The 15,918-nt window shown below is 48.1% G+C and carries 15 protein-coding genes and 1 tRNA gene; 9 read left to right on the top strand and 7 right to left on the bottom strand.

Annotated features, from left to right (window positions below; translation table 11 throughout):
- The first annotated feature begins 168 nt into the window (after positions 1-168).
- The 9 genes from J0A67_RS13055 to clpB all read left to right on the top strand — a co-directional run bounded on the left by J0A67_RS13055 (position 169) and on the right by clpB (position 11,850).
- Entirely contained in the window at positions 169-1,689 is a 1,521-nt protein-coding gene (locus J0A67_RS13055) for an arylsulfatase (protein WP_206569810.1), read from the top strand.
- Positions 1,690-1,900: 211 nt separating this feature from the next.
- The gene (locus tag J0A67_RS13050) at positions 1,901-2,875 is read left to right on the top strand and encodes an AAA family ATPase (protein ID WP_241265187.1); all 975 of its coding nucleotides are present in this window, start codon (positions 1,901-1,903) and stop codon (positions 2,873-2,875) included.
- Between the two features lie 12 nt (positions 2,876-2,887).
- A complete protein-coding gene (locus J0A67_RS13045) occupies positions 2,888-3,823 on the top strand; it encodes a DUF58 domain-containing protein (protein WP_206569809.1) in 936 nt (311 codons plus the stop codon).
- Positions 3,820-4,320 (top strand): DUF4381 domain-containing protein, encoded by a 501-nt coding sequence (locus J0A67_RS13040; RefSeq protein ID WP_206569808.1) that lies wholly within the window; start codon positions 3,820-3,822, stop codon positions 4,318-4,320. Before J0A67_RS13045 ends, J0A67_RS13040 begins: the two co-directional genes overlap by 4 nt.
- Positions 4,304-5,311, top strand: coding sequence for a VWA domain-containing protein (locus J0A67_RS13035; protein ID WP_206569807.1), 1,008 nt, complete (start codon positions 4,304-4,306; stop codon positions 5,309-5,311). The genes J0A67_RS13040 and J0A67_RS13035 overlap by 17 nt, the downstream gene beginning before the upstream one ends.
- Complete coding sequence (locus J0A67_RS13030) at positions 5,304-7,031, top strand: VWA domain-containing protein (RefSeq protein ID WP_206569806.1); 1,728 nt, start codon at positions 5,304-5,306, stop codon at positions 7,029-7,031. The genes J0A67_RS13035 and J0A67_RS13030 overlap by 8 nt, the downstream gene beginning before the upstream one ends.
- Positions 7,015-8,352, top strand: a complete 1,338-nt coding sequence (locus J0A67_RS13025) for a BatD family protein (RefSeq protein WP_206569805.1) — start codon at positions 7,015-7,017, stop codon at positions 8,350-8,352. Before J0A67_RS13030 ends, J0A67_RS13025 begins: the two co-directional genes overlap by 17 nt.
- A gap of 137 nt (positions 8,353-8,489) precedes the next feature.
- Positions 8,490-8,981, top strand: a complete 492-nt coding sequence (locus J0A67_RS13020) for a hypothetical protein (RefSeq protein ID WP_206569804.1) — start codon at positions 8,490-8,492, stop codon at positions 8,979-8,981.
- Positions 8,982-9,231: 250 nt separating this feature from the next.
- Entirely contained in the window at positions 9,232-11,850 is a 2,619-nt protein-coding gene (gene clpB, locus J0A67_RS13015) for an ATP-dependent chaperone ClpB (protein ID WP_206569803.1), read from the top strand.
- 111 nt (positions 11,851-11,961) lie between these two features.
- On the opposite strand, the gene J0A67_RS13010 is transcribed toward clpB, so the two are convergent.
- From J0A67_RS13010 to J0A67_RS12980, 7 genes are all read right to left on the bottom strand, one after another.
- A complete protein-coding gene (locus J0A67_RS13010) occupies positions 11,962-12,351 on the bottom strand; it encodes a carboxypeptidase-like regulatory domain-containing protein (RefSeq protein WP_206569802.1) in 390 nt (129 codons plus the stop codon).
- 130 nt (positions 12,352-12,481) lie between these two features.
- A complete protein-coding gene (locus J0A67_RS13005; protein WP_206569801.1) occupies positions 12,482-13,051 on the bottom strand; it encodes a hypothetical protein in 570 nt (189 codons plus the stop codon).
- Between the two features lie 460 nt (positions 13,052-13,511).
- The gene (locus tag J0A67_RS13000) at positions 13,512-13,991 is read right to left on the bottom strand and encodes a DUF4252 domain-containing protein (protein ID WP_206569800.1); all 480 of its coding nucleotides are present in this window, start codon (positions 13,989-13,991) and stop codon (positions 13,512-13,514) included.
- A gap of 54 nt (positions 13,992-14,045) precedes the next feature.
- A complete protein-coding gene (locus tag J0A67_RS12995; protein ID WP_206569799.1) occupies positions 14,046-14,582 on the bottom strand; it encodes a DUF4252 domain-containing protein in 537 nt (178 codons plus the stop codon).
- A 3-nt stretch (positions 14,583-14,585) separates the two neighbouring features.
- Positions 14,586-15,017 (bottom strand): PG0215 family putative anti-sigma factor, encoded by a 432-nt coding sequence (locus J0A67_RS12990; protein WP_206569798.1) that lies wholly within the window; start codon positions 15,015-15,017, stop codon positions 14,586-14,588.
- Positions 15,014-15,505 (bottom strand): GFO_1088 family ECF-type sigma factor, encoded by a 492-nt coding sequence (locus tag J0A67_RS12985; protein ID WP_206569797.1) that lies wholly within the window; start codon positions 15,503-15,505, stop codon positions 15,014-15,016. Before J0A67_RS12985 ends, J0A67_RS12990 begins: the two co-directional genes overlap by 4 nt.
- A gap of 268 nt (positions 15,506-15,773) precedes the next feature.
- Positions 15,774-15,846: transfer RNA gene (locus J0A67_RS12980), tRNA-Phe, on the bottom strand.
- Positions 15,847-15,918: the final 72 nt, after the last annotated feature.

Raw genomic sequence — 15,918 nt, 5'->3', positions numbered from 1 at the left:
ATTTCTTTGTTACTGCTTATAAGAGATTTGTTAAAATTTAATCAAGAAATAAGTTTCGGCTAAGTCTATTGGAATATTTGGAGAATTAATTCTAACTTTTACCTGCCAGCTCAGGTCATTGCACACTCTTGAAGCTGTTTTTTCTAGGACACTTTTAATTCAAATACTATGAAGCACAGATTTTCCCTTTTTAAAGCCGCAATTCTACTGCTCCTGCTCACTTCGCTTGTGGCACAGGCGCAGGACAAGCCAAACATCCTGGTCATCTGGGGAGATGACATTGGTTGGTCCAATGTTAGTTTCAATAATAATGGTCTTATGGGATATAAAACTCCCAACATTGACCGTATAGCCAAGGAAGGGGCGGTATTTACCGACTGGTATGGACAGCAGTCCTGTACAGCGGGACGTGCAGCCTTTATCCTAGGCCAGCATCCGTTCAGAACAGGCCTATTGACCATTGGTATGCCAGGTTCCAAGCATGGGATTAAAGAAACCCAGCCTACCATTGCAGACTTGCTGAAGCCTCAAGGCTATGCGACAGGTCAGTTTGGTAAAAACCACTTGGGAGACCAGGATGAACATTTACCTACCAATCATGGATTCGATGAATTCTTCGGTAATCTCTATCACTTGAATGCAGAGGAAGAGCCGGAAGGATACTACTACCCGAAAGACCCTGAGTTTCGTAAGAAATTTGGTCCTCGTGGGGTGATCCGTAGTACTGCCGACGGCAACATTCAGGATACAGGACCCCTGACCGCCAAACGGATGGAAACTGTCGACGACGAGTTTGAAAATGCTGCTGTTGAATTTATCAAGAAAGCCCATGCGGATGGAAAACCCTTCTTCGTTTGGATGAGTTCTACGAGATGTCACGTATGGACTCACTTGAAACCTGAAAGTGATGGGGTGACTGGAATTGGACTTTATCCCGATGCGATGGTAGAGCATGATCTGGCTGTTGGACGACTTCTTGACTTGCTTGATGAGCTGGGGATAGCAGATAATACCATTGTGATGTACTCTACCGACAATGGTGCTGAGAAATTCTCTTGGCCTGATGGTGGTAACTCACCTTTTAGAGGAGAAAAGGGTACTACTTGGGAAGGTGGATTCCGTGTACCTGCCGCGATTAGATGGCCAGGTGTGATCAAACCGGGAACGGTTTACAATGATATTTTCTCTCATGAAGACATGATGCCTACTTTGGTGGCTGCTGCGGGAGAGCCGAATATCAAGGAAAAAGTACTGAATGGATATCAAGCAAATGGAAAAACCTTCAAGCAACACCTAGATGGCTACAATATGCTGCCATATTTTAAGGGAGAAGTGAAGGAGTCTCCGAGAAAGGAAATTTTCTATTTTGACGCGAGCGCAAATCTCAATGCAATCAGATATCAGGATTGGAAGCTTCACTTTGCAATCATGGACGGAGCGATCAATACCGCTTACCGTAAATCTCCGAGCTGGCCGCTGGCAATCAATTTGAGAGCCGATCCCTATGAGGTTTCATGGGAATCTGGAATGTATACCAGATGGTATGGGGACAATATGTGGTTGTTTGTTCCTGCTCAACAGTTTGCCGCCAATTTCTTAGCTACTTTTAAGGATTTCCCACCTCAGACAGGGTCTTCTCTTTCAATTGATAAGGTCGTGCAGCAAATGTCAGCACCTCCTAAAAACTAAAATAACTATTGATAAAAGGTTGCCCTATTTGTTAGGGTGACCTTTTTTTTACCTATTTATTTAATTTTTTGAAATATTTCTATTCGCTTTGCTAACGATGGGACTTCAAAAGCTCAGTAATTGATGGTAAGCCGAGAGTGAAACTGCTTATTTCTTCCGTCCATTCGAGCTGAATAACCTTACTGGGAACATTGCGGAAAATCATTTTATCATGACCAGTATGACTGCACAAGAATCTATCCAGGAGCTTAAAAAGAGGATGTCGGCCTCCATCATCGGCCAGACAGACCTGATCGACCGCCTGATTTTGGTATTGCTCGCCGACGGCAATATGCTGCTGGAAGGGCTGCCCGGACTGGCCAAGACCCGAGCGATCAAGACCTTGGCGAGCGAACTGGACTGCGGCTTGAGCAGAATTCAGTTTACGCCGGATCTGCTGCCCTCGGATGTGACAGGTACGGAGATCTACCAGCCCGAGCTGAAAGAAAAGTTTGTCTTCCAACAAGGTCCCATCTTCAGCAATCTGATCCTAGCGGATGAAATCAACCGTGCTCCGGCAAAAGTACAGTCGGCTTTGCTGGAGGCGATGGAAGAGCGACAAGTGTCCGTCGCGGGCAAGACTTACAAGATGGAGCCGCTCTTTATGGTCATGGCTACGCAAAACCCCGTAGAGCAGGAAGGTACCTATCCCCTGCCTGAGGCCCAGATGGACCGTTTTCTCATGCACGTGGTGATCAGCTATCCCGACGATGCGTCCGAGTTGGCGATCCTGCGACTCAACAGAAATGAACAAAGTGCCCCAAAAGGCGAGAAAAAAGAAAAGCTCTCTCCCCAGGTGATCTTCGATGCCCGAAAAGAAATCGCCCAAGTAAAGATCTCTGAGGCGATGGAGAAGTACATCGTGGACCTCATCTCGGCCACGCGCTATCCCAAAAAATACAGTGAAGAACTGGACGGCTGGTTGGATTTTGGCGCTAGTCCCAGAGGAAGTATCGCCTTGGATCGAGCTTCCAGAACGCACGCGTGGATGGCCGGCAGTGACTTTGTCACTCCTGAAAATGTGCGTGCCGTCGTCCATGACTGCCTACGCCATCGACTGATCCTCAGCTACGAGGCCAACGCCGAGGGAGTTACTCCCGACCAGGTGCTGGAGGAAATCCTCAAACAGGTTGCAGTGGTGGCCTAAATTCACTTTTGTATGGCCAAAGAGACTACCTTTCCTGCCGATATTTTTTGTTCTCTCAAGGATCTTTTGGGTATGGAGCGCTATGCGCATCACTTTAATCTTTTGGACAGAAAGCAGAAGGTCAAAAGCATCTTGGGGGGTAAGCATGCTTCCAAACTTCGCGGTCGGGGATTGGATTTCGAGGAAGTTCGCCAATATGTGAAGGGCGATGATATTCGGAATATCGACTGGAAGGTCACCGCCCGCACCAAGGAAACCCATACGCGGGTGTTCAGTGAGGAAAAGGAAAAGCCTGCCTTGATTCTGGTCGATCAGTCCCAATCGATGTTTTTCGGTTCTCAAAAAAAAACCAAATCCGTCGTTGCAGCCGAACTGGCTGCCTTGGCCGCGTTTAAGATATTGAAAGAGGGAGATCGGGTCGGTGGGATCGTCTTCGCGGATCAGGGCATTGACATCGTTTTTCCCAAGAGAGACCGAAGGAATATCCTCCGTTTTTTTGAAAACATCGTGAAGCGAAACCATGAACTCGTGAACAGCAAGCCGGGGAGCTTTGACGACTTGCTCAAGGAGGTCACCGCCAAGACTCAAAACATCGTCACACACGATTTCATGATCATTATCATCAGTGACTTTCACCGCTATTCTGCGAACGTCCTGAAGTCTATCAGCATCCTGTCCCAGCACAACGATGTGGTCTTGGCCAAAGTGAGTGATCCCTTCGAGCGGGATATCGCGGCTGTTAAGTTTGTGGCGGGTGACGAACAGACGCAGGTCGCCGTGGATGGCAAAGAACAGAGCCTTCGACTAAAATTCGAAGAAGGCTTCGATGCCGATTTCAGGAATTTTCAGGTGAAGCTGAAAAAGCATCGGATCCCGATATTTCAGGTGGACACCGTCCAGCCTATCGAAGATCAGATCAAGGATCTTTTTAAAAAACCGACAAAATGATCCACCTGCAAGACAGCATAGCAGCCCAAGCGGATACGACAGCAAATCCACTCGCCCAGTTTGAGATGGGCAAGCTCTACGAGCCTGATCCGGTCAAGTTTTCTTTTGAGACGGTTGGCTGGCCGATCCTTGGCGGCCTGATCTTGCTGGGATTGTTGGTCGCTGCCTTTTTTTGGTATCGGTACTATCGGCGAAATGCCTACCGAAGGGAGGCGCTTAAGAGTTTGGATTCGATCGGACAAGGCGAGACCATGGAAATCTTTGTGGTGCTGAAGCGTACCGCCATCCACGCATTTGGGCGTGAAAAAGTCGGAAGACTCTCCGGGACCGAATGGCTGAAATTCCTGGAATCTAGCGGCAAGAATGTGAAAATGCTCGGCCAGGACCAGCAGATTCAGTTGGCCATCTATCAAAACCAAGCCTTGCCATCGGAAGCGCGTCAGGCTATCATCTCCAACGCTAAACAATGGGTGAAAACGCATGCCGGCAAACTTTGAAATAGCGTACCTGTGGGTGTTTTGGCTGCTGCCTTTGCCGCTGCTAATCTATCTGTTGCTCCCTCCTTTGCGGATGAAAAGTGCGTCGATTACGCTGCCAACGTATGATAAGGCCTTGACTTATACCGGTCAAAAACCCAGGAAATCGGCATTGGTCAAGCGGAGGAATTTTTTCGAATGGCTGGTCTTGATGTTGAGCTGGGCTTTGCTTCTCGCTGCACTTTCGTCCCCACAGCTAGTCGGCAAGCCCGAGATGAAGGTCAAGACTTCCCGAAATTTTCTGATCGCAGCGGATATTTCCTTTAGCATGGCCCAGAATGACTGGGTGATCGATGGGGACAAAGCCAGAAGATGGGATGCGGTGAAGGAAGTGATGCGCGAGTTCATTGAGAAGCGAAAGGGGGACCGGATGGGCTTGATCTTCTTTGGCACCAATGCTTATGTGCAGGCGCCATTTACCCCCGACCTACAAACCGTAGCTCAGATGCTGGATGAGGCGGATGTGGGGATGGCTGGACAGATGACCCATCTCGGCAAGGCGATCGCCAAGGGCGTGGCCATGTTTGAAAAAGATACCATCGAGACCAAGGTTATGCTGTTACTGACTGATGGGATCGATTCGGGCGACGATGTGCTGCCGCTCGACGCCGCAGATCTGGCGGCAAAGGACTCCATCCTGATCTATACCATCGGCATTGGCGATCCGGGGAAAAGCGGAAGCGACCTGGATGAGGGCACGCTTCAGGACATTGCCGAGATGACCAATGGCCAGTATTTCCTGGCAAAAGATGAAAGCAGACTCGCGGAGATCTATGATGAAGTGAACAAACTGGAGCCGATAGAATACGAAGAGATGGAAAACCGACCGGTGACCTTACTCTATTATTATCCGCTTAGTGCGGCCTTGGGTTTGTTGATTTTTAGTGCCTTTGTGGGTTCGATAGTTCAGCTTTTCAAAAAAGCGAGTAGAAAGGAGGGCGCGTATGTTTGATGGGATTTTTCCAATTGACTGGGAGGCCTTTCATTTCCTCCGGGCCAAGTTTCTCTGGCTACTCGTGCCGGTATTGCTCTTGCCGCTGATTGGCTTGCTCAGCATGCGGCAGGATTTGGCTTGGAAGAAAGTCATTGCGCCGCATCTGCGTCCTTATGTGATCAAAAAAGGAAGCGAAGGGGCCAAGTATGCGATGCAGCTGGTGTTGGTGCTTGCGCTGAGTTTGGGTGTATTGGCGCTTGCGGGCCCCACTTGGAAGAAAGTGGAAGTGCCGGGACAGGAGCTGGAAACTCCCGTTGTCATCCTGCTTGACCTTTCTCAGAGTATGATGGCCACTGATCTCCAGCCCACGAGGCTGGAGCGCGCCAAGTTTAAGATCAGCGATCTGCTGAAGCAAAATCCCCAAGCGCGGGTGGCGCTGGTTGGATTTGCGGGCACTGCGCACACCATCGTGCCACTCACGCGGGACTATGAAATCATCACCAGCCATATCGACGGGTTGAGTCCCAGCACGATGCCCTTTCCAGGTTCGGATCTGGAGAATGCTTTTGTCATGGCTGACTCGGTCATGAGCGTGACCACGGCTCCTGGAACGGTCCTGCTTCTTTCCGACGATTTGGGGGAAGCGGAGTTTGAGGCGATTCAGCAGTTTGTGCAGGCAAATGCGGGGAAAGTGGCAGTCCTCCCGATGGGCACCGATGCCGGGGCAGACGTGCCGATGCCGCATTCCAAGGCATTCTTTAAAGATTCCGAAGGAAATGTGGTTCATTCCTCGCTGGACCGGCAGATTCTTTCCCAGCTTTCCTCGCTGGATCGGGTGTCCGTCCACGACTTGACTCTGGATGACAGCGATGTGGCTTTGATCAGCAAATCGATCTCTGACAATCTCAAGTTTACCGAAAAACCAGAGGAGAAAGACGATGACTGGCGGGACATGGGCTTGCTGTTGGTGATTCCGATGGCGTTCTTATTATTGCTTTGGTTCCGCCGGGGATGGGTGATGTATGGGCTCGTCCTGATCCTGTTTTCGTCCTGCACCGATGGGTCAAAGTTTGCCAATCTATGGTATACGCCAGACTTTCAGGGGCAGAAGTTGAGTGATCGGGGGGATTTTGCGCAAGCGGCGCAGCGATATGACGATCCGATGCGAAAGGGCGTGGCCAACTTTAAAGCGGGCAATTACGCCGAAGCAATCGAGGACTTTCAGCAGGATACTACCGCCCAAGGAACCTACAATCTTGGACTGGCTTATTTCCGATCCGGCGACACGCTGGCAGCGATGCTGGCTTTTCAGAATGCCGCAGAGTTGGATCCTGATTTTTCGCCAGCGCAACAGGCCAATCAACAGCTTCAGCAAATGCCGCGCGGAGAGAGTGGGATGACTCCCGAAAAAGCGGAAGAAGCCAACGATGGCGACCAAGGAAAACAAGCCAAGAACAGGCAGAATGACAGCATGGAGGACTTAAGCGGAGGAGGGCAGGAGGCGACGAAGAAAGACATGGAAACCGAGCGCAATGAAGAGACCGTGACCTCTAACATCCACATGGGTGAGGAGCTCGATGAGGTGCCGGATGACATCACGGCCTCCAAGCAACCTATGTCTGACAAGATGCTGATGCGCAAGGTAGACGACGATCCGGCGCTGTTTCTTCAAAAGAAGTTTGAATATCAGGTGAAAAAGAGCAAGCTAAAACCGAAGGCAGATGGGAAGAAGTGGTAGGATAGTAATAGCCTTGGGACTTGCGTGGGTGCTTTCGATCCCCTCTTTTTCCCAATCGATCTTGGAGGATGTGACGCTGGACAAAAGTTCGGTCTATGTAGGCGAGCCCGTCGAAGTAACGGTGAAAGTCTATACTTCCACTTGGTTTACGACTGGGTTGGATCTGGGTAATATCAAGGTTAAAAGCGCCTTTTCGGTGTATTTTCGCCCGGTGAGTACTTCCTTTCAGAGGGACGGACAAAACTACGCAGGAGTGGAGCAGATATACCACGTGTTCCCCTACGAGGTAGGAAATGTGACTTTTCCGGTGCTGGACATTGAGGTGGAGTCGCCGGCACCAGGCGATTTCAAGGGGGTGAAACATACCGTAAAAACCAAGGAAAAGACCATCAAGGTGAAGCCTGCCCCCGCGGCTTTTGCGTCTGCGGAGTGGCTGGTAGCCAGCGGCCTCAGCGTCACCGATCACTGGAATGTTGATCCAAAGCAAGTGAAAGTCGGTGAAGTCTTACAGCGGCAGATCTCCCGAACGGCCTATGGAACGGTCTCCGAGTTGATCCCTCCTATTGCCTGGGACAGCCTGTCCGGTGTCAGCGAGTACCCCTCCCGCAGTGCGGTCAATAACAACAAGGACAAGACCTCGATCAGTGCCACCCGTACGGAAACGATGCGCTACCTTTTCGAGAAGGAAGGAGAAGTCATCATCCCCGAGATGGTTTTTACCTGGTATAATCCCAATCATAAGAAGCTGTACAAGCGCACTTTGAAAGAAGTCACGGTTCAGGTCGCCCCAAATCCAGATTTGGGTGTTTTGGCAAGTGTTCGGGATTCTTTGGCGCGTGAGCAGGAAGAGATTGTCAAAGAGCAATCGGCTGAGAAGCCAAAGACAATCCTTGGTATGAGTTTGAAACAATTCGCATTGTTGATGGGCGTTTGCGTGGTGGGAATCAGTCTTCTGATAGTCGTCATCAGAAAAGTCCTAGCAATCTATCACAAAAACCACCAAGCCTATCTCAATTCTGAGCGCTATTATTGGGATCTTTTCAGGCATGAATTTTCTAAAGGAAGCGGGTCTTCAACCATGAGGTCGCTCTATCATTGGTTGGATGAGTTGCATTTAGATGAACCTACAATAGCACACTTTGTGGACAGGTATGGGCCCCCTGGGCTCAGGAATGCCTGTGCCGAGGGAATAAGATCCGGCGAGCTTGCCGCTTCAGTTTTGCAAAAGAATCTGCTAAATGACTGGACGCGAGCCCGAATAAATTATTTAACTGCCGATTTGCCCGCAGCCAGCACGCCCGTGACTTGGATCAACCCCTGAGGTTTTAGAAGGATAGATCAGGCTTATTTAATTTCCTACAACTGACTTTTCTCACAAAAATGCCGACGGTTTAATAATATTCTTGTGTTGAAGTTTTTGAAACTGGAAACTAACGCGGCTTTAATCGTCAGATATTTATGAAAATCAAAGTTAGTATGCTCTTGTTTCTGGGCGTCATGAACCAGGCATTTTCTCAAGAAGGCTTGTCTCTTCACCTCAAGGGGGTCAAAGGATGCTACATTGATTATTACAGCGCATTCGTAAACAAAGGAGCCAAACCGGTGACGGATGGCCAACATGAAGTGGTGATATCGATACTCCACCAAGGCAGTAGCGAATGCTTTATGGGAAGGACTACTGTGAAAAGCGGGAAATTGGTGCTTCCAGTGGAGCTTCAGAAAGACGACATGAGTTATGCGCCTCTGAGTACGGTGTTTAGGGATTTGGATCAAGGTTGGTTGGCTCAGCAAGACAAGGAAACGCTTTATGACGTCGTCTCCGGGATGAGCAAGTTGTTTGTGTCCCAAGAAGGTTACTATGTCCAGTTGTTTTTTCCGGAGTTTATCAATAACAATTCCGGTGTAAACAAGAAGGCGCCTCCGGCCAGCGAACTGCTCAAAGGAAACTAATCCAGACCCCGTCAGAAAAGGCGGGATTTTTTTTATCCGGGGCGTTTCCAAAAACCTTGGATTTCGCCGCCATTAAAAAATTAGACAGAGGAAATAATGGCTCGATAAAATGAAAAATTGAGTTTTATCTTCTGTCAAAATTTCCATTATTTATCAATAACATACTTTTTTCAAGTCATTCTGGCTGAAATTTACCCTTGGCGGAACATTTGATCCATGTGGAATTAACCAACACCACTAGCAACCCATTATGGACTTTAACCAATTTACTATCAAATCGCAGGAGGCTATCCAAAAGGCCGTGGAGCTCGCGACGGCTTCGGGAACTCCTGCAATAGAAACGGCCCATCTCTTGAAGGGCATCCTTTCGGAAGACGAAAATGTCACCGATTTTCTCTTCAAAAAGCTGGGAACAAGCAAACAGCTCATCGATCAAAAGCTCGATCAGGAGCTGGCCAAACTTCCAAAAGTAAGCGGTGCAAATCAACAACCTTATTTATCTGGAGCCGCCAACCAAGTCTTGGCAAAAGCGAAAGAATACCTCAAGACGTTCGGGGATGAATTTGTAGCGGTTGAGCATTTGCTCTTGGCCATCTTGGCGGGAAGCGATGCTATCTCGCAGCTGCTGAAGAATCAAGGTTTGGCCGAAAAGCCTCTTATAGAAGCAATTAAGGAACTTAGAAAAGGAAACAAAGTGACAGACCAAAACGCAGAAAGCAAATACAGGGCGCTGGAGAAATACTCCAAAAACCTGAACGATTTAGCCAAAAAAGGCAAGATCGATCCGGTCATCGGCCGGGATGAGGAGATCAGGCGCGTCTTGCAGATTTTGGCGAGGCGGACAAAGAATAATCCTATCCTGCTCGGAGAGCCTGGGGTCGGCAAAACTGCTATCGTAGAGGGCCTCGCGCAAAGGATTGTTTCCGGTGACGTACCCGAAAATCTCAAATCCAAGACCTTGATATCCCTGGATATGGGACTACTTGTCGCGGGCGCAAAGTACAAAGGCGAGTTTGAGGAGAGACTTAAAGCGGTGATCAAAGAGGTGACCGATGCCGAAGGCGAGATTATTCTCTTTATCGATGAGATTCACACGCTGATCGGTGCAGGCGGTGGAGGAGAAGGTGCCATGGACGCCGCCAACCTGCTCAAACCTGCTTTGGCTCGGGGGGAATTGCATGCCATCGGCGCGACCACACTGAAGGAATACCAGAAGTATATCGAGAAGGACAAAGCGCTTGAGCGTAGATTCCAAGCGGTCATTGTGGACGAACCTGATGCGGCCGACGCAATCTCGATCCTTCGTGGGATCAAAGACAAGTACGAACTCCACCATGGGGTGCGGATCAAGGATGACGCGGTCATCGCAGCTGTCGAGCTCTCGCAGCGCTATATCTCTGATCGTTTCTTGCCTGACAAAGCTATAGACCTCATGGACGAAGCTGCTGCAAAGTTGCGGATGGAGATCGATTCCTTGCCACAAGAACTCGACGAACTCAATCGGCGGATCATGCAGCTGGAGATCGAGCGGGAGGCTATTCGTAGGGAAAATAATCGCGATAAGGAGACCGTCCTTAGCAAGGAGATTGCCGAGCTTTCCGAAAAACGTCAAAATGTAAAGGCAAAATGGGAGAGCGAAAAGGCTGTAATCGTAGGGATTCGAAACGAAAAGGAAGCCATCGACAAGCTGAAGCTCGAGGCTGAGCAGGCCGAGCGGGCGGGTGATTTTGGCAAAGTCGCCGAAATCCGATATGGAAAAATCGTCGAAGCCGAGAAAAAACTCGAATCTTTCAAGAGTCAATTGGACGAGATGCAGGCTGGTTCGCCTCTTCTGAAGGAAGAAGTGGACCAAGAGGACATCGCCGCGGTCGTCTCCAAGTGGACTGGAATTCCCCTGTCAAAGATGATCCAATCTGAGCGGGAAAAGCTCTTGCATTTGGAAGAGGAACTGGGCAAGCGGGTAGCCGGCCAGAAAGAAGCCATCGCAGCGCTTTCCGATGCGGTTCGCAGAAGTCGCGCAGGCCTTCAGGATCCCAAGCGTCCGATCGGTAGCTTTATCTTCATGGGTACCACCGGGGTTGGTAAGACGGAATTGGCGAAAGCACTTGCCGAATACCTCTTCAACGATGAAAACGCCATGGTGCGGATCGATATGTCCGAGTATCAGGAGCGACATGCAGTCAGCCGACTCGTGGGAGCACCTCCAGGCTACGTGGGCTACGACGAAGGCGGACAACTAACTGAGGCAGTGAGGAGAAAGCCTTACTCAGTCGTGCTGCTGGATGAGATCGAAAAGGCGCATCCCGATGTCTTCAACATCCTGTTACAGGTTTTGGACGACGGACGTCTGACGGACAACAAAGGCCGAATCGCCAACTTCAAGAACACGATCATCATTCTAACGACCAATATCGGCTCGCACCTGATCCAGGAGCGCTTTGCTGAGATGGAAGAGTGGAACAAGGAGGTGGTTTTGGAGAAAACCAAAACTGAAGTCTATGACCTCTTGAAAAAGTCTGTGAGGCCGGAGTTTCTCAACCGAATTGACGAGACGATCATGTTTGAACCGCTGAGTAAGCAGATCACGCGTCGAATCGTCGATATCCAATGGAAGGAGATCCAGAAGCGGCTTGCCGAGGCAAATATCGACATCGAGGCAACTACAGAAGTGTTGGACTACCTTGGGGAGGTGGGCTTTGATGCGCAGTTTGGGGCGAGACCGCTAAAGCGGACTATGCAGCGTTTGATCCTGAATGAGCTATCTAAGCAAATCTTGTCCGGATATATCAAAAACGACTCGGCTGTCTTGGTCGATCTGGATGTGGACAAGCAGGTGTATTTCAAAAACGTAGAGACGGCGGATATTTAAACATTCGGCTATATCAAACCAGAAGCCCTTGGGGAGTGATCCTCAAGGGTTACTTTTTTCGATCGCCAGGCAAGTTTTTGAGAAGGAGCTTGGAGTTTTCTTTTCCCTATATCAGTCCTCGGATAGCCTTATTTGGCCAAAGTCTTTTGGAAGTTTTTTCCAGGGGATCTCAACCTCTTTTTTGGAGTAGTTGATGAAATTGATTACCAAGGTCAGATCTCTGTCTGTGAACTTGCCAAGATTCAACTCAAAAAAGCCGTTCGCATCGCTTGCGGTCCCGGTGGTTTGTCCTTTTACCAATATCGCAGCACCAGGTATTGGTTTGTCGTTTTTGTCAACGATTTGTCCCCGGACTTTCGGTTCGGTTGGGGGAGGGGCTGTTTGGGCTTTTACTGCAGGAGTTGTCAAAGCATAGCTAAAGAGTATGATTGCGAGGGTTGCAAAAGCTGTTTTTGATGCGAGGCCAAGTGAATTGGCAAAAGAGGGAAAAGTAGCATTCATTATTTTCTGGTTTATTGTTGGATTTACGGAAAAAAGCGAATGAAACTAATTTATTGATTTAAATCGAGGAAAAAAATAAATCCCTGCCAAGTCGCCTCAGCAGGGGTGTATTTCTAAACAGTTGGTTTAATTACTTGGAAGAAGCGTAGGCTTCGAAACCGCTAGCAGTGGTCACCTTGAAGCTGATCGCATCCGGGAAGTTTGGCTTGGTGATCGTGTAGATTTTATGCAGGCCTTGTGGATTGTCGATGGCTTCAGTGTGGATCAGCTTGTCTCCGTCGAAGATTTGTACGGTCACGTCTTTAGCTTCCAGATTGGAAACCAGGAGTCTGTATTGGTCATTGCCCATCTCAGTCACTCGAGTGTACACCACTGGCTTCACTACTGCCTCAGTGCTGAAGGTAGCGGTTCTCAGAGTTCCGTTTGCGTCAGATACTTCGATAGAGTAGTTTCCTACTGGAAGTGCGTTGAGATCATAGCGCTTAGCGAAAGCTTCGGTTTTGGTGATTCTGTCACGCAGTACCAAGCGATCATCAGCGTCAGTGATCTTTACAGTCAAGGTTCCTTCAGGTGCATTAGGCACGGCCACCATAACTTTAGCTGGTTCAGTTTGTCTGATTTCTACAGCTTTCTCGTCGTTTTTTGCAAAAGCTCCAGTTGCGATCCCCGCAACAAAAAGCATTGAGAGTAATTTTTTCATTTTAAGTAGTTGGTTTAAAATAGGTTTCTAGATTTTTTTTGTAACCGCAGGATAGACTGATTCTATCGGGGGGGACATTTTGGGTTACAGGGTTATCGATGCAATTCGAATTACATTACAAAGTTACTACACGAAACCTTAATTGCAAATGTTTCAAAAAAACTTTACAAAAATTTAGTATTCATTAATAAAATGAATGAATTATTGAAAATATAATAATTTAGCTTCGCTATCGATTGCGAAAGCTTTTTCGTGTGGATAAGAATCAAAAAAACGGAATATAATTTTGATTAATCTTTATAAAACGAAATTTAAAAAATATTTTAAGTCTGGTTTTTCCGATTTCGCAATCGATTGTAGAGGTTTAGGAAAGAAGATAAATTTTTTCTACCCAAACGAGAAAAAGCCCAGATTTTGGGCTTTTTCAGTTTTAATTAGAAAATGAGGGGTCTGGAAACTCTTAATTCAAGTGTGAAGTAGCCTTGTCCAAGGATTCTTGGGTGAATTTTCCTTTCAGCTCTATGACCATCAAGTCTCCTTCTTTTTCATCCCCTACCAAAATGACCAAATCGGAGATGATTTTTGCTCCCTTGGAGTAAACCATCACGCCGCCTTTTCCCTCTGATGCTTCCATCAAGAGCTCGTACCTTTCCTTTTCAAGACCTTTTTGTAAGGCTTTGAATTCGGCAAAGGAATTGGGTCCATCTGGGAGGGTGAAGAAGTTCAGCTTTTCCACTGATTTGGCGACAGCGGCCATGTCGTCTTTGTCGATATCGACTTTGAAGCCTTCGGCGAAATTCATAAAGTTGCCGCCAAGCTCAAGATGGAAGAAATCTTCCTCGGTTTTGTACTTGTCTTTAAGTGCGGCGACACTGTTGCTTTGTGCATGGGCTGCTAGGGCTGCTGCGAAAACGGCAAGAGATAGGAGTAGCTTTTTCATGTTTGAATGGGTTATAGGTTTAGTTTTCAAAATTGTGTGTCAAACTATTGGGGTTTATTTGGGGTCTTTGGATCCCTTCCCATACATGTCCATGCCCGGGAGGTCGGTTTTTTCGGCCAAGAGATTGAGGTCTTCGTAGGTAAAGCTTCCCAGCATGGAGAGAAGCGTAAAGGATTTGGAATCGCCTGAAATCATTGTGAGCTCCTTGACCAGTCCGCCTTCCTCCCTCACCATAAACTTCAGGTTGGAGCCCTTGTCCTTTACATCCATCAGGTCTTCGTATTGGTTTTTATTTAGCGTGGTCATGGCTTCTTTGAAGAGGGGGAGTCCGTCCAGCTCTTCTGTGGACAAAATTCGGATTCCTTTGATTTTGGATATCAGCTTGCCGAGCTCCTCCGCATCCGCATCTCCGCCTGCGTTGTTTTTCAGAAAGCCCCCGGCCATCTGCATCATCTTAGGGGAAATATAAACCCTTGAAAAGCGATCGTCCTCCATGTATTTGGAGAAAAACCTCTGTATAGCGTCGTCCTGGCCTAATGAAAGTGCGGAGAAGGAGGTGAGGAAGAAGATGAGCAGTATGATCTTTTTCATAGTTCAGTTGCTTGTATTCAGCTGAAATAGCTGATTGGTTGTGTTCAGGTATTTGAGATCGTTGAGGTGATCCAACTGCTTTTGTCCTTTGGAGAGGTTGGTTTGGATCAGTGCTAAGGCTTCCATTACCTCTCGGTAAGCCCTTTCTTCGGCCTGCATTTGTTCGTATGTCGCCCATCCCCAATACGCTCCGACCAAGAGCGTGATAGAAGCCGCCCAGCGCAATCCCAGCGGCAGCCAGCGTTGCTTGCCTTTCTTTGGAATGAGCAAGCCCGAAGGCTCCAAGGCTCGAAACTGTCCAAGTGCCTGAAAGAGCTCTTTTTCCTTCTCATAACCATCAGCTTTTGTGATGAGACTTCGAAGTTCTCTTTCCTCGTTCAGGGAAGTTTCTCCCTCCCAGTATTTATCCAATAGTTCTTCTATCCGTGGTTTCATCTGGTTATTCCTTGGTTGATCAATTTTTCCCTGAGCGTCTTCCTTGCGCGATGGAGATTCACTTTTACCTGGTCAATGCTGATTTCCATATGTTGGGCGATTTCTTCGTAGCTCATTTCCTCGATTTCGCGTAAGTGGAAGATTTCTCTTTGCTTTTCCGGTAGGCCGTCCACCAAATCGAAGATAAGCCTGTGCGATTCGGCAGATTCCAGCGCGTCGGACTGCGTCGCCACCGGTTCGTTCAGCTCTTCAAGCCCTTTCAGCCGGATGTTCTTTCGGTGGTGTATCAACACCTCGTTTTTCAGGCTTGTTACCATCCACCCCATCAGGTTGGGGTGCGCTTGGAGTTCCTTTTGACGCTCCACTGATTTTTCGAATACATTCTGGAGCGCATCCTCGGCGAGGGATTGGTCTTTGATCCAAAGGTAGACCAGTCTATATAGTCTACCCCGCATCGGCCAGATGTGCGTTTCGAAAAATGAATTCATTTAAGTAGATGATGCAGAAGTGGCGGAAATGTTACACTTCAGTGCGAAAAATCGCGAAAATATTTTCCCAAGCCTAAAGCGCCTTATTCTGAAAGGGATAGAATAAACTTAAAGGGGATTTTTGCAATAGATTCAATTTAAATTTGAACCAATAAATAGTATGCATGCAGACTATTTTCTATTTTGCAGGTATGGAAAAATTGCTTTTGGACTTGATAAATCAGAAAAAAGGGCAAAAAAAAATCCCGATCCGGGTGGATCGGGAGGGTGGTGATAAGTGGACTCGAACCACCGACTCACGGATTTTCAGTCCGATGCTCTACCAACTGAGCTATATCACCGACTCGTAAAGTGATGCAAAGGTAGAAATTTGAGTATTTGATACAAATCCTTTTCGGAAAAAATAAGGCTAA

This window comes from Algoriphagus aestuariicola (assembly GCF_017254835.1).
Classification (GTDB): Bacteria; Bacteroidota; Bacteroidia; order Cytophagales; family Cyclobacteriaceae; genus Algoriphagus; species Algoriphagus aestuariicola.
Note: the sequence above shows the minus strand (reverse complement) of the source record. Positions and strands in the feature narration are given on the sequence as shown.

Excerpts from the sequence above, each read along its gene's own strand:
- J0A67_RS13050 (WP_241265187.1), top strand. The coding sequence starts at position 1,901 with ATGACCAGTATGACTGCACAAGAATCTATCCAGGAGCTTAAAAAGAGG.
- J0A67_RS12985 (WP_206569797.1), bottom strand. The coding sequence starts at position 15,505 with ATGAATTCATTTTTCGAAACGCACATCTGGCCGATGCGGGGTAGACTA.
- J0A67_RS13045 (WP_206569809.1), top strand. The coding sequence starts at position 2,888 with ATGGCCAAAGAGACTACCTTTCCTGCCGATATTTTTTGTTCTCTCAAG.
- J0A67_RS13040 (WP_206569808.1), top strand. The coding sequence starts at position 3,820 with ATGATCCACCTGCAAGACAGCATAGCAGCCCAAGCGGATACGACAGCA.
- J0A67_RS13010 (WP_206569802.1), bottom strand. The coding sequence starts at position 12,351 with ATGAATGCTACTTTTCCCTCTTTTGCCAATTCACTTGGCCTCGCATCA.
- J0A67_RS13025 (WP_206569805.1), top strand. The coding sequence starts at position 7,015 with ATGGGAAGAAGTGGTAGGATAGTAATAGCCTTGGGACTTGCGTGGGTG.
- clpB (WP_206569803.1), top strand. The coding sequence starts at position 9,232 with ATGGACTTTAACCAATTTACTATCAAATCGCAGGAGGCTATCCAAAAG.
- J0A67_RS13030 (WP_206569806.1), top strand. The coding sequence starts at position 5,304 with ATGTTTGATGGGATTTTTCCAATTGACTGGGAGGCCTTTCATTTCCTC.
- J0A67_RS13035 (WP_206569807.1), top strand. The coding sequence starts at position 4,304 with ATGCCGGCAAACTTTGAAATAGCGTACCTGTGGGTGTTTTGGCTGCTG.
- J0A67_RS12995 (WP_206569799.1), bottom strand. The coding sequence starts at position 14,582 with ATGAAAAAGATCATACTGCTCATCTTCTTCCTCACCTCCTTCTCCGCA.
- J0A67_RS13005 (WP_206569801.1), bottom strand. The coding sequence starts at position 13,051 with ATGAAAAAATTACTCTCAATGCTTTTTGTTGCGGGGATCGCAACTGGA.
- J0A67_RS13000 (WP_206569800.1), bottom strand. The coding sequence starts at position 13,991 with ATGAAAAAGCTACTCCTATCTCTTGCCGTTTTCGCAGCAGCCCTAGCA.
- J0A67_RS12990 (WP_206569798.1), bottom strand. The coding sequence starts at position 15,017 with ATGAAACCACGGATAGAAGAACTATTGGATAAATACTGGGAGGGAGAA.
- J0A67_RS13055 (WP_206569810.1), top strand. The coding sequence starts at position 169 with ATGAAGCACAGATTTTCCCTTTTTAAAGCCGCAATTCTACTGCTCCTG.
- J0A67_RS13020 (WP_206569804.1), top strand. The coding sequence starts at position 8,490 with ATGAAAATCAAAGTTAGTATGCTCTTGTTTCTGGGCGTCATGAACCAG.